The following is a 12,416-nucleotide window of genomic DNA, read 5'->3' on the forward strand; positions in this document are numbered from 1 at the left end:
CGCAGTGGCCCTCGTACGCCCAGGAGACCCGAATGCCCATGAGCAAGAACCTCCGTGCCGCAGTCGCGACCGCGCTGTCCGTCGCGCTCGCCGGAGGGTTCATCAGCCTGACGACGGTTGCGGCATCCGCCGCGACCGCGCCCGCGAAACACGCCGACGACTACAACGGCGACGGCTTCCGCGACTACGCCACGGCGGAGAGCCTGGCGGGCAAGGTCACCGTGACCTACGGGACCGCGAGCGGACCGGGCACGCAGAAGCGGACGTTCACGCAGAACACCGCCGGCATACCCGGCTCCGTCGAGGAGAACGAAGCCTTCGGCATCTCCTTGGCCCCCGCCGACTACAACCGCGACGGCTATGCCGATCTCGCCGTCGGCGACCCCCTCCAGAAGGTGGGCAAGCGGGACCGACAGGGCATGGTCGTCATCCTGTGGGGATCGAAGTCCGGTCTCACCGGCAAGGTCTCGACGCTCCGCAACGACTCGCCCGTATCGGGCCAGTGGTTCGGCGAGTCCCTCGCAACCGGCGACTTCAACGGCGACGGCAAAGCGGACCTGGCCGTTTCACAGCCCACCGCCGTCACCGTCTACCACGGCGGCTTCAGTACGTCCGGGGCCACCGGGAAGGTCACCGGTTTCGCGGTCACCGGCGCGAACAAGCACATGGAGCAGGCGTCCTCCCTGGTCGCGGGGAAGGTCGACAAGGACAAGTTCACCGATCTGTACGTCCTGGGCCGGGGCACGTCGAAGGGGCGGGACACCTCGGCTGCCTGGTTCATCCGGGGCGGCTCCACGCTCAAGCCGGGCAAGACGGAGACGTACAACGCCCTCGGCTCCTGGTACCAGCCCGCCGCGGCGATCGCCGACTTCGACAAGAACGGCTACGGCGATCTGGCCGTGAGCGACCCCATGTACAACAAGGAGGCGGGAAGCGTCTTCGTGCTCCGCGGCGGGAGCACCGGGCCCAGCACCTGGTACCGCCTCTCCCAGTCCAGCGCCGGTGTGGCAACCGGTCCCGCCCCCTACGAGTGGTTCGGATTTGCGCTCTCCGCAGGGGACGTCAACCGCGACGGACACCCCGATCTCGCCGTGGGCGTGCCCGGCGAGAAGGTCGGGAGCGCCCCGCTCGCGGGCGGCGCACATGTCCTGTACGGCGGGAAGCAGGGGCTCAGCGGTACGGGTTCCCAGTGGATCACCCGTGGGACCTCGGGGATTCCCGGCAGCGTCACCGAGTACGACTTCTTCGGAGGTGAGCTCCGGCTGCGGGACTTCGACCGGGACGGCGACAGCGATGTACTGGTAGGCGCCCAGGACAAGCCGAGTGTGCTGATCCCGAGTGCCGGCCGGCAGGGTCTGGCGACCGCCTCCGCACGCGAGTTGCCCTTGGAGCCGGTCTTCCCCCAGTAGGACCAACGACCGGGTCCGATGCGCTGCACGTTGATGCGCCGTCCGCGTGGGTCACTGACGAGCTGGAACGGCTGACCGGTCGCCCCTCCGACAGCACGGCGAAGGCCCCGACGGAACACCGTCGGGACCTTCGCGGCACCGCCCGATCGTCACCCCATCGGGTACGCGTACGGGCGGGAGGGGATCAGCTCTGGATGACTCGTACGCTGCCCGCCTGCGGCCCCTTGGGGCCCTGCACCAGTTCGAATTCCACGCGCTGGGCTTCCTCCAGCTGGCGGTATCCGGAGCCCTGGATCTCGGAGAAGTGGACGAAGACATCAGGCCCTTCGTCCTGCGAGATGAACCCGAAACCCTTCTCGCCGTTGAACCACTTCACATTGCCCTGTACCGCCATCGTGCTCTGCCTCCAAGCCGCGAACGTCAACGCCGCCAGGTCTACCCGCCAACACTGGACATCGAAACCCCTGCAAACGTGGGCAAGTCGGTACAAGTTTCATCAACTTACATGACCTTTCATCGATTTCATCGACGCACCTGTTGGTCATGGACGGCCAACCCCACCGAATCGACCTCACAGCCGGGCCACGCCCCCAGCCGTTCGATCCAGCTCCGTCCCGTTCGATGAGAATGCGCGCCGCGTCCTCCCGAAACAGGTCTGCTCAGATACCGCTCACCGGGTGAAGCGGGCGCCGTTGCCCTTGCCCTTGAGGCGGCGGGGCCGTTGCGGTGGTGAGGACGCGGGCGGTCAACCCGGAGCATCCAACAGCGGGCCATACGGGGGGCTTTTTCACCTCTCCGTGACTGCGGGAACGGTTCCGCTCCCCCGGATGGCACTTCCCATGGAAATGATCATGCCGATAGGTACGACCTTTCGTTCGCGAGGAGTTGACCATGCCCGTACGTGGAAAATGGCTGGCCGGACTGGGTGTTGCCGTGGCGACCCTGGCGCTGGCCGCGGTCCCTGCCGCACCTGCCGGCGCTACGGCGGCCCAGCAGGCCGCACCGCCCGCGCTCCAGCAGTTGACCCTTCGCCTGGCCGACGACCCCGGCCAGATCGCCGATGTGCGGGGCGCCTCTCAGGCAGACGGCGCCGAGGTCATCCAGTGGGCCTGGTCCACCGGTCGCAACGCCCGCTGGACCGCCGAGGACGTGGGCGGGGGCTATGTACGCTTCGCCGCCGTGCACAGCGGCAAGTGCATCGACGTGCGGGGCGTGTCCACGGCCGATGACACGGACGTCATCCAGTACACGTGCAACGGCGGGGCCAATCAGCAGTGGCGGTTCGTCGCCAAGGGGAACGGCTACCAGATCGTGGCCCGGCACAGCGGCAAGTGCCTGAATGTCCGCGGCGGTACGGGTCAGGGCAACCGGCTGATCCAGTACACCTGTTCGAGCGCGGGTGAGGAGAACGACGTCTGGCTGCCGGTCTGGGAACCGGTCACGGTCTGACCACCCGGCCCCGGTGATGTGTTCGGCTGCGATCCCGGCTCAAGTCCGCAGCCGTCGTCCCTTCCCCGGCCCGTCTGTCCGACCGCCGGAGCACGGTCACCCCGTCGCCCGGTGCTGAGGTCCCCCACCCCACCGACCTCGACCTTCCACTCATGTCGCACCCTGCGCACCCCGCGGGGCACCGGCATCGCCCGGGCCTTCGGACCCGGGCGACCATCGGTCCGCCACCGCGGGCGCACGCGAGTCGTTGAGGTGGGGCGGGGCCGTCTGGCCCCGCCCCACCTCAACGGCGAACATCAGCGGTTCGCGACCGCTTCGGCATCGCGGTCCTGCACGACAGGGGCTTCGGAACCCGCCAAGGCGTCCCGCCCGTCCGGCGCTCCCCCACCCATGGCCTTCGGGAATTCGGCGGGCTGTCGGCCGTACTGGACGGGCTCGCGGCACGCCGTTCGGCCACGAGCTGACCTGGTGCATTCATGAAGAGGCCCGGTGCCGCCGTTGGGCGGCACCGGGCCTCTTGTGCTGACGACGGGGCGCTGCCCTGACGGTCACGGACGCGGTCAGCCGCGACGCAGCCGCTCCAGGGTGGCGCCCAGATCGGCCGCCTTGGGCCGGTTGTGCGGCAGCTTGGCGAGCATCAGGGCCATGCCACAGGTGTTGGTCAGGGCCGAGAAGACCAGCCCGCCGGCGATTCCCGCGGAGAGCAGCAACCAGAGCGGGTGCAGCAGGCTGAGCAGGATGCCGAGCAGCACGATCGTGCCCGCGGTGAACCGCACCTGCCGCTCCATCGCCCAGGTGCTGCGGGTGCCGCCGGCCGAGCCCGCGGTGGGCCGGTCCAGGTCGTGACCACCGGCCGTCCAGGCGCTGGTGCCGCCGATGAGCGTCGCGGTGGTGATCCCCTTGTCGGCCAGCAGCGCGCAGGCGCTCTCGGAGCGGGTGCCCGAGGCGCAGACCACAAGGATCTCACCGCGGTGGCCGGCCTCGGTGAGCTCTGGCAGCGCCTTGCGGAGCTGGTCGAGGGGGATGTTCAGCGCGCCGGGCAGATGGCCCGATGCGTACTCTCCGGGGGTGCGGACGTCGATCACGGTCAGTTCGCCGAGTCGGGTGCGTGCCTGGTCGACGTCGAGTGCGGGGGTGGCGTTCATTGCTGTGTGCCTTTCTTGAGCTGCTACGCATGGGGGACTCAGAGGAAATTCGGGGATGCGCGCCTAGGGGGTAAAATACCCCTAGGGGTATCGATCAAGGAGTTGTCGTGGAGCTGGATCTCGCTGGTGCCGAACTGAAGGCCGTTCTCAACCGGCTGCGCCGGGTGCAGGGCCAGATCTCCGGTGTGATCCGGATGCTGGAGGAGGGCCGCGACTGCGCGGAGGTCGTGATGCAGCTCGCCGCCGCCTCGCGAGCCCTGGACCGGGCGGGCTTCTCGATCATCGCCACCGGTCTTCAGCAGTGTCTGGCCGACGTCGAGTCGGGTCAGAAGACCGAAGAGGACCGGGCCGAGATGATGGGCAAGCTGGAGAAGCTCTTCCTCTCGCTGGCCTAGGCTCCCGGGCCGCCCCTGCACGGGGTGCCCGGCCCCGAAGTCCACACCCGTGGCTGCGCCCGTGCCCCTACGGGTGCCCACGAGCTTCCGGTTCATATCAGCGCGGCCCCGGTTCACATCAGCGCAGTTCCGGTTCATATCAGGCTGTCCACGAGCATCAGCGCCGCGACGGCGAGCAGGACGTACGCAAAGATCCGCTGGAGCAGTCGCCCCGACACCTTCGCCGCGAGCCGCTTCCCGTCCCAGGCACCGAGCACCGCGGCCCCCGTGAACGGCGCTATGACCGCCCAGTCAAGCCCCTCGGCGGTCCCCGCACGGGTCGCGAGGGCGGCCAGCGAGTTCACCGTGATCACCAACAGGCTGGTGGCGACCGCCGCGCGCATCCGTAGACCGACCGGTTTCACCAGGGCGGGCACGGCGAGGAAGCCACCGCCGACACCGAGGACTCCGGTCAGCGCCCCGAGCCCCCCGCCCGTGCCGACGGTGACGGGCCAACGCGCCCTGACCCCTTCCAGCTCGACCTGGGCCGATGGGCGGAGCATCGCGACCGCGGCGAGTGCCGCGATCACCGCGAAGGCGGCGGTCAGCAGCGCTGCGGGCAGTTGCCCTGCGAGCACCCCGCCGAGCGCCGCGGGAACGATTCCCGCGGCGGCGAAGACCGCGCCCGTACCCCAGCGCACCTGTCCCTCACGGGCGTGGGCGAACAGCGCGGTGGCCGAGGTGATGGTGACGATGATCAGACTGGCGGTGGTGGCCGCGAGCGGGCTGAAGCCCAGGAGGTAGATCAGCGCGGGGACGGCGAGCACGCTGCCGCCGCCGCCGAGCGCGCCCAGCACCAGCCCGACCACGCCGCCTGCGGCGAGCGCGAGAAGCAGGGCACTCACGCGATCGAGCCGTGCTCGCCGTGAACGTCGACGACCGGAAGGCCGGCCGTCGCCCAGGCCCGCATCCCTCCGATGAGGTCGACTGCGTCCACCCCTCGGGCGGTGAGCAGCCGCACCGCGGTGCGGGAGCGGTGCCCGGAGCGGCAGACGACCACGAGCGGACGCCCCTTGGCGGCTGCGGGCAGCGGAGCGCCCACGGCGAGGGCGGAGAGCGACAGGGGCACGGCATCGGATGCGTGCCCGTCAGCCCACTCGTGCGGTTCGCGCACATCGAGGAGTACGGCGGTGCCGGGTAGGCGGCCGGTGTCGTCGACGTACGGGAACGTACCGGTCGTACATCGGCGGGCTTCGGCCACCGTGAGGCGCGGCTGTGCGAAGACGGACATCCGTCAGCCCTCCCGCAGGGGCAGACCGGCGGCCCGGGCCGCATCGAACCCGTCGTCGACGGCGACCACGTCACGCCCCGCCGCATCGAGCATCGAGGCGGCGATGGCGGCGCGCATTCCGCCGGCGCAGTGCACCCAGACCGTGCCGGGCGGCACCTCGGCGAGCCTGGCCCGCAGCTGGTGCACCGGGATGTGGACCGAGCCCTCGATGTAAGCGCCCGTGCGCTCGGAGTCCCGGCGCACGTCGAGGATCACCTGTGTGCCGTCGGCGCCGGCCAGATCGGCGAAGGTGGCCCGGGGGAAGGACCGCGGCCGGTCCCCGGCGCGCACCCACTCCTCGGGCGTGCCGGTGGCGGCAGCGGCGGGCCGGTCGATGCCCACGCGGACGAGTTCGCGCTGGGCGTCCGCGAGCTGCTCGGTCGATTCGGCGAGGAGCGTGATCGGCTTGCCCCAGGGAATCAACCAGGCGAGGTAGGTGGCGAGCTGTCCGTCCGCCTCGAAGTTCAGCGAACCGGCGACGTGGCCGGCGGCGAAGGCGATGCGGCTGCGCAGATCGACGACCCACTCCCCCTCGGCGAGGCGCCGGGAGATCTCGTCGGCGTCCGCGACGGCGGGCGGCGCGAGGTCGGCGGGGGCCGGGCCACGGGCGTTCATCGGGCCCATGTGGGTGTAGTAGGCGGGGATGTCGTCGAGGCCCGCGAGGAGTTCCGCGACGAACGTGTCGGCGTCCCGCGTCAGCGCCTCGTTGGCGTGACGTTCCGTGCCGATAGTGGTCGCATCACCCGTGGCCTGCGAGGACGAGCAGAAGCTGCCGAAGCCGTGGGTGGGCAGGACCGCGGTCTCGTCGGGGAGCTCCCGGGCGAGCCGGTGCGCGGATGCGTGCTGCGCCCGCGCCAGCTGCTCGGTCAGTCGCGGTTCCACCAGGTCGGGGCGTCCGACGGTGCCGATCAGCAGCGATCCCCCGGTGAAGGCGGCGACGGGCCGGCCACCCTCTTCCAGGACGTACGCCGTGTGGTGCGGGGTGTGTCCGGGGGTCGCGACCGCGCGCAGGGTCAGCTCGGGGCCTATCTCGGCGCGGTCACCGTCGGCTATGGGCACCCGCTGGTACGAGACGTTCGCACCGGCCGGTACGAGGTACTCGGCACCGGTGGTGCGAGCGAGCTCCAGACCGCCGGTCACGTAGTCGTTGTGGACATGGGTCTCCACGACATGGCTGATGCGCACCCCGCGCCGGGCGGCTGCGGCCAGGACGCGATCGATATCGCGGGCCGGATCGACCACCACGGCGCTGGTCGCGTCGCCCGCGAGATAGCTGCGGTTGCCGAGGCCGGGCACCTCGATGGTGTCGATGAAGAACACGGGCCTGATCCTTTCGTGTGGCACTTACCCCCGGGGGTATGCACTTCACCGTAACAGAAGTACCCCCGGGGGTATTTTTCGACGAAGGCGCCCCTTGAGAAATGGCGCTGGCGGCGCCGGGAGGAGGCTGTTACGTTGCCCCCATGACCGACATGACCGAGTACAGAAAGGGCCATGCCGCGTAGGCGCCCTTCCGTCCTGAGGGACGACATCCCCAGCCGTGCGAACGACCGTCACCGCTACTCGACGATCAACGGGCTCTCCGGAGGCTGCACGGCCCAGATCGTGCGGCTCGAACGAACCCGCTCCTACCCGGGCGAAACCGCCAGGGCCTTTCGCGCCTGGTGGGAACTGGCCCATCACTCCCGGCGCTGGTTCATCCCGGCCGAATACTGGCGCACGGCGGACGACCACTGCGTACCTGAGTGCTGCGGGACGATCTTCTTCCCCCGTGACCACCTGGACGAAGTCCTCCGGGCGCTTCCCAAACGATCCGCCCGTGAGCTGAGCGCCCTGGTACGGCAGTTGGACGTCAAGATCCTCGCCAGATCGCCGATCCTGCTCGCCGAGCCGTCCGACGCCCATTGGTGGCGGGCCGAATCATGAGCGGGCAACGCCTTGGCCGCGGCCCGCCCGGTCCGCCCCATGTATGCGCCCGCCCGGTCCGCCCCATGTGTGTCCGCCCCATGTGTGTGCGCTCCCGACGAAGCCCCGCCGAGCGCGATGCGGTCGACGGGGCTCCGGTCCGTAGCGCGCAGCAGCCAGCAAGCGCGGATGGGATGCCTCCCACGGTAGTGCGCGGCACTGACAACGAGGCTCTGACAACAAGGCACTGCCCATGGGGTGTTGCCGCACCGGCCGGGGTTCTTCCACCCCATGGCGCTCGGACACGGCCCGGGAGCAGCGGTCACCGCCATCCATCCGCCCCCGGCGCCCGCCTCCGGACGCCCGTCGGCGGCCATCGGCGGGGGCGGCGCGGGGTCAGCCGCTGTCGGTGCGGTCCGGTAATCTCCGCGTCTTGGATCGGCGGCGGGCACCCGGAGGTGTACATGGCATGGCGCTGCACCGGGCTCAGCTGGCCCCAGGGCGCGCGGATGGCGGTCCTGCGCTGGGAGGGCGGGCGGGTCAGCCCGCTCGTCCCCGGCAAGGCGATCGGCTTTCGCGCCGAAGGCATCCGCTCGTGCGTCGGGGCGCGGGGCACCGCCTGCCCGCTGCTCACCGAGGTCGCAGGCCACCTCACCCAGGCGCGCTGTGCCGATTGCGCCCGGTTGGAGCGGGCCCATTCGGTGGCCGCGGACACCCTCGCCGACGACCCGAGGACCTATCGCGTCTATCTCGCCTGGTTCGGCCCCGGACTGGTGAAGGTGGGGATCACGGGCGAGGAGCGCGGGAGCGCCCGCCTGCTGGAGCAGGGGGCGATCGTCTTCAGCTGGCTGGGGCGCGGCCCCTTGATGGCCGCCCGACGGGCCGAAGAGCTGTTGCGCGGCGCCTTCGGAGTGCCCGACCGTATCCCGTACGCCGCCAAACGCGCCGTGCGCGCCTCGCTGCCCGACTCCGCCCGGGAACGTGCGACCGAGGTAGAAGAACTGCATCGACGCGCCGTCGACCTCGGTCTGTGGGACGAGACGCTGGAACCGTTGGGCTGCGAGATCGTCGACCACACCGAGGTGTTCGCCCTGCAGGGGCTGCCCGCTCCGGCGACCGCGGTGCGCGAACTCGTCGACGGCGGGGCGGTGGCGGGCACCCTGGTCGCGGTCGCCGGTCCCGATCTGCATCTGAGGACGGCCGGGGGCAGCGCGGTGGTCCTCGACACCAGGTTGCTGCCCGGTTGGTCCTTGATCGGGGCCAATGCCCTGGCCGGCGTCTCCGTACCCACCACGAGCACCACCACCGGTGGCGGGGACGACCCGCTCCAGGACGGTCTTTTCTGACGGCTGTGCGTGGAGCCCTGGGCGGGCGGCCCCGGAGGCGTACGGCGACGGTGTCGAGCGCCCGTACCGCGGCCCCGCAGAAGACCTGACGGGTGTCGGTTGCTCAGGGACACCTTTCTCAGAGAAATCACAGACTCGCGCAAGGGCGTTCTCAGAGCGGGCTCACACACTGACCGCCATGACCACGACTTCGCCCCGGAGACGTACCGAGATGCTCAGGCCGGACGGCACCCCCGTCCGCGTGCTCATCGTGGACGACGAGGCAGCACTGAGCGAGCTCTTGTCGATGGCCCTGCGCTATGAGGGGTGGGAGGTGCACAGCGCCGATGACGGCGCCGACGCGATCCGTTCGGTACGGGAGTTCCGGCCGGACGCCGTGGTCCTCAACGCACAACTGCCCGACATGGACGGGCTCTCGGCCCTGCGGCAAGTGCGCAGGGAGGTTCCCGATGTGCCCGTACTCTTCCTCACCCCGGAGAACGCCGCCGTCGAGCGCATCGCGGGACTGACGGCGGGCGGCGACGACGTCGTCGCCAAGCCCTTCTCGTTGGAGGACCTGGTGGCCAGGCTCCGCGGGCTGATCAGACGGTCGGGCACCACAACCGCGCGCCCGGAGTCCCTGCTCTGCGTGGGCGACCTCCTCCTCGACGAGGACAGTCATGAGGTCAGCCGTACTGGGCTGTCGATCCATCTGACGGCCACCGAGTTCGAGTTGCTGCGGTATCTGATGCGCAACCCCCGCCGGGTGCTGAGCAAGGCGCAGATCCTCGACCGCGTCTGGTCATACGACTTCGGCGGCCAGGCGAACGTGGTCGAGCTCTACATCTCCTACCTCCGCAAGAAGATCGACGCCGGCCGGCCCCCCATGATCCACACCCGTAGGGGCGCGGGCTATCTGATCAAGCCCGGAGAGTAGGAGCCACCGGTTCGACAGTGCCGACCCTCGCCTATACGGCGTATGGGAATCCTTGTACGGTGTATGAGACATTCATGCACCGCATAAGGAGCTGGCATGACGGCCACCGTCGAATCCGAACCGGCGATCACCGGACGCCACCCCCAACGCTGGCTGATCCTCGGCGTGATCTGCCTCGCCCAACTCGTCGTCCTCCTCGACAACACGGTGCTGAGCGTGGCGATCCCCTCGCTCACCCGGGAGTTGGACGCATCCGCCACGGACATCCAGTGGATGATCAACGCCTACTCGCTGGTGCAATCGGGGCTGCTGCTCACCGCGGGCAATGCGGCCGACCGCTACGGCCGCAAGAAGATGCTGATCAGCGGTCTGGCGCTGTTCGGCATCGGCTCGCTCGCCGGCGGCCTCGCCCAGACCTCCGACCAGTTGATCGCCGCACGGGCGGGCATGGGCATCGGCGGCGCCCTGCTGATGACCACGACCCTCGCCGTCGTGGTCAATGTCTTCGACGACACCGAGCGGGTGAAGGCCATCGGCCTGTGGGCCACCGTCAACTCCCTCGGCTTCGCCACCGGCCCGCTCATCGGCGGCATCATGCTCGACCACTTCTGGTGGGGCTCGATCTTCCTGATCAACCTTCCGGTGGTGGCGCTCGGCCTCTTCGCCGCCATCGTCCTCGTCCCGGAGTCGAAGAACCCCCGCGGCGAGCGCCCCGACCTCCTCGGCGCCGTGCTCTCCACGATCGGCATGACCACCCTCGTCTACGCGATCATCTCCGGTCCCGAACACGGCTGGACCTCCACCGAGGTACTTCTCGCGGCCGGCGTGGGCACGCTGGTGCTGGGGCTCTTCATCACCTGGGAACTCCGCATCCCCCACCCCATGCTCGACATGCACTTCTTCCGCAACCAGCGCTTCATCGGCGCCGTGGCGGGTTCGATTCTCGTCGCGTTCGGCATGGGCGGCTCCCTCTTCCTCCTCACCCAGCACCTCCAGTTCGTCCTGGGATACGGCCCCTTGGACGCCGGACTGCGCACGGCGCCCTTCGCACTCGCCGTCGTCGCCCTCAACCTCACCGGTGTGGGGGCACGGCTGGTGGCCCGGATCGGCACCCCCGCCACGATCGCCCTGGGCATGATCCTGGTGTCATCGGGGCTGTCCGCCGTCGCACTGCTCGGCAGCAACGGCTACGGCGGCATGATGCTCGGCCTGGTGACGATGGGCTCGGGCGTGGCCCTGGCGATGCCCGCGATGGCCAATGCGATCATGAGCGCGATTCCGCCCGAGAAGGCCGGTGTCGGAGCCGGGGTCAACGGCACCCTCGCGGAGTTCGGCAACGGTCTGGGGGTCGCCGTCCTCGGTGCCGTCCTCAACTCCCGGTTCGCCGCACTCGTGCCCGCCCTCGTCGGGGCCACCTCCCTGCCGGCTGCACTCGCTGCGGCGGGCAGCGAAGGCGAACGGGCCGAGATCTCGGACGCCTTCGCCTCGGGCCTCCAGACGAGCCAGTTGGTCGGAGCCGTCGCCGTGCTGGCAGGTGGACTGCTGGCCGCCCTGCTGCTAAGACGAGCGGAACGGGCAGACTCACTTCAGCAGACCACATAGATCACCGGACGGGACCAGTACTCCCCACCGGACACCGAAGCCCCGCGGTCGGACCCGTCGGTCCACCGAGGGGCACGCTGACACGACTGAGGAGGACGGCGCGATGGTGAGTGCGGCCGACCGTGCGAAGGGGCCCGCACGGTCCAGTGTGTGGCTGGGCGACAAGCGGGACCGCAGCCGTCGGCAGGCCCAGCCCGCCGGCCTCGACCGCGCGAAGATCGTCGAGGCGACGGTACGACTCCTCGACTCCGAAGGCGCCACCCGCTTCTCCATGCGCCGGCTCGCCGCGGAGCTGGACGTCACGGCGATGTCGGTCTACTGGTACGTGGACACCAAGGACGACCTGCTGGAACTGGCCCTCGACGCGGTGTTCGCCACCGTACGGGTGCCCGATGTGTCCGACCCGCAGGAGTGGCGGGAGCAACTGCGAGCCCTCGCCAGCGCCTATCGGACGGCCCTGGTGCGCCACCCCTGGGCGTCCTCCCTGATCGGTACGTTCCTGAACATCGGGCCGCACTCCGTGGCCTTCGCCCGCTCCCTCCAACGGGTCGTGGGGCACACGGGACTGCCACCCCACGGACAGCGGGGCGCCCTGGCCTCCGTACTCCAGTTCGTCTATGGGTTCGGCACCGTCGAAGGACACTTCATCCAGCGCTGCAAGGCGCTCGGCATGAGCCAGGACGAATTCGTACGGGAGGCGATGGCCACCGTCGAGGAGGAGCCCCGGCTCAAGGGCAACTTCGCGAGCCTGGCCGATCTGATGGAGGCACACGGTGCCGAGACGGTGGCGCAGATGAGGGACCGGGACTTCGACTTCGCGCTGGAGATCGTGCTGGCGGGGATCGAGGCGATGGTGGCCCGGGAGGGCGTCGACGGCTAGGCAGCGGGTCACCCGAGGGACGGTCCGCTGCTCCACACCGGACCGCCATCGCCGTCCTTG

13 protein-coding genes are annotated in these 12,416 nt (G+C 70.0%); 8 read left to right on the plus strand and 5 right to left on the minus strand.

Annotated features, from left to right (window positions below; all coding sequences use genetic code 11):
- Positions 1-38: 38 nt before the first annotated feature.
- The gene (locus OID54_RS18450; protein ID WP_329021015.1) at positions 39-1,409 is read left to right on the plus strand and encodes an FG-GAP and VCBS repeat-containing protein; all 1,371 of its coding nucleotides are present in this window, start codon (positions 39-41) and stop codon (positions 1,407-1,409) included.
- A gap of 184 nt (positions 1,410-1,593) precedes the next feature.
- On the opposite strand, the gene OID54_RS18455 is transcribed toward OID54_RS18450, so the two are convergent.
- On the minus strand, positions 1,594-1,803 hold the full coding sequence (locus OID54_RS18455) for a cold-shock protein (protein ID WP_329021017.1): 210 nt from the start codon (positions 1,801-1,803) through the stop codon (positions 1,594-1,596).
- A 497-nt stretch (positions 1,804-2,300) separates the two neighbouring features.
- Here OID54_RS18455 and OID54_RS18460 point away from each other — a divergent pair, with 497 nt between their 5' ends.
- Positions 2,301-2,858, plus strand: a complete 558-nt coding sequence (locus tag OID54_RS18460) for an RICIN domain-containing protein (protein ID WP_329021019.1) — start codon at positions 2,301-2,303, stop codon at positions 2,856-2,858.
- A 560-nt stretch (positions 2,859-3,418) separates the two neighbouring features.
- On the opposite strand, the gene OID54_RS18465 is transcribed toward OID54_RS18460, so the two are convergent.
- Entirely contained in the window at positions 3,419-4,003 is a 585-nt protein-coding gene (locus OID54_RS18465; RefSeq protein WP_329021021.1) for a rhodanese-like domain-containing protein, read from the minus strand.
- Between the two features lie 107 nt (positions 4,004-4,110).
- Between OID54_RS18465 and OID54_RS18470 the strand changes: the two genes are divergently transcribed.
- Complete coding sequence (locus OID54_RS18470; protein ID WP_329021023.1) at positions 4,111-4,398, plus strand: metal-sensitive transcriptional regulator; 288 nt, start codon at positions 4,111-4,113, stop codon at positions 4,396-4,398.
- Between the two features lie 134 nt (positions 4,399-4,532).
- Here OID54_RS18470 and OID54_RS18475 read toward each other — a convergent pair whose 3' ends face one another.
- The 3 genes from OID54_RS18475 to OID54_RS18485 are packed head-to-tail and all read right to left on the minus strand — an operon-like array spanning position 4,533 to position 7,027.
- On the minus strand, positions 4,533-5,282 hold the full coding sequence (locus OID54_RS18475) for a sulfite exporter TauE/SafE family protein (RefSeq protein WP_329021025.1): 750 nt from the start codon (positions 5,280-5,282) through the stop codon (positions 4,533-4,535).
- On the minus strand, positions 5,279-5,668 hold the full coding sequence (locus OID54_RS18480; RefSeq protein WP_329021027.1) for a rhodanese-like domain-containing protein: 390 nt from the start codon (positions 5,666-5,668) through the stop codon (positions 5,279-5,281). The genes OID54_RS18475 and OID54_RS18480 overlap by 4 nt, the downstream gene beginning before the upstream one ends.
- 3 nt (positions 5,669-5,671) lie before the next feature.
- Entirely contained in the window at positions 5,672-7,027 is a 1,356-nt protein-coding gene (locus OID54_RS18485; protein ID WP_329021029.1) for an MBL fold metallo-hydrolase, read from the minus strand.
- A gap of 174 nt (positions 7,028-7,201) precedes the next feature.
- Between OID54_RS18485 and OID54_RS18490 the strand changes: the two genes are divergently transcribed.
- The 5 genes from OID54_RS18490 (at position 7,202) to OID54_RS18510 (ending at position 12,356) form a co-directional block, all read left to right on the plus strand.
- A complete protein-coding gene (locus OID54_RS18490) occupies positions 7,202-7,633 on the plus strand; it encodes a hypothetical protein (RefSeq protein ID WP_329021031.1) in 432 nt (143 codons plus the stop codon).
- A gap of 443 nt (positions 7,634-8,076) precedes the next feature.
- The gene (locus OID54_RS18495; protein WP_329021033.1) at positions 8,077-8,958 is read left to right on the plus strand and encodes a DUF2797 domain-containing protein; all 882 of its coding nucleotides are present in this window, start codon (positions 8,077-8,079) and stop codon (positions 8,956-8,958) included.
- A gap of 178 nt (positions 8,959-9,136) precedes the next feature.
- Positions 9,137-9,874: a response regulator transcription factor gene (locus tag OID54_RS18500; RefSeq protein ID WP_329021035.1), complete on the plus strand. Its 738-nt coding sequence runs from the start codon at positions 9,137-9,139 to the stop codon at positions 9,872-9,874.
- Between the two features lie 96 nt (positions 9,875-9,970).
- Complete coding sequence (locus OID54_RS18505) at positions 9,971-11,476, plus strand: MFS transporter (protein WP_329021037.1); 1,506 nt, start codon at positions 9,971-9,973, stop codon at positions 11,474-11,476.
- A gap of 103 nt (positions 11,477-11,579) precedes the next feature.
- Positions 11,580-12,356, plus strand: a complete 777-nt coding sequence (locus tag OID54_RS18510; protein ID WP_329021040.1) for a TetR/AcrR family transcriptional regulator — start codon at positions 11,580-11,582, stop codon at positions 12,354-12,356.
- The last annotated feature ends 60 nt before the right edge of the window (positions 12,357-12,416 follow it).

It is taken from the genome of Streptomyces sp. NBC_00690 (genome assembly GCF_036226685.1).
Taxonomy (GTDB): domain Bacteria; phylum Actinomycetota; class Actinomycetes; order Streptomycetales; family Streptomycetaceae; genus Streptomyces.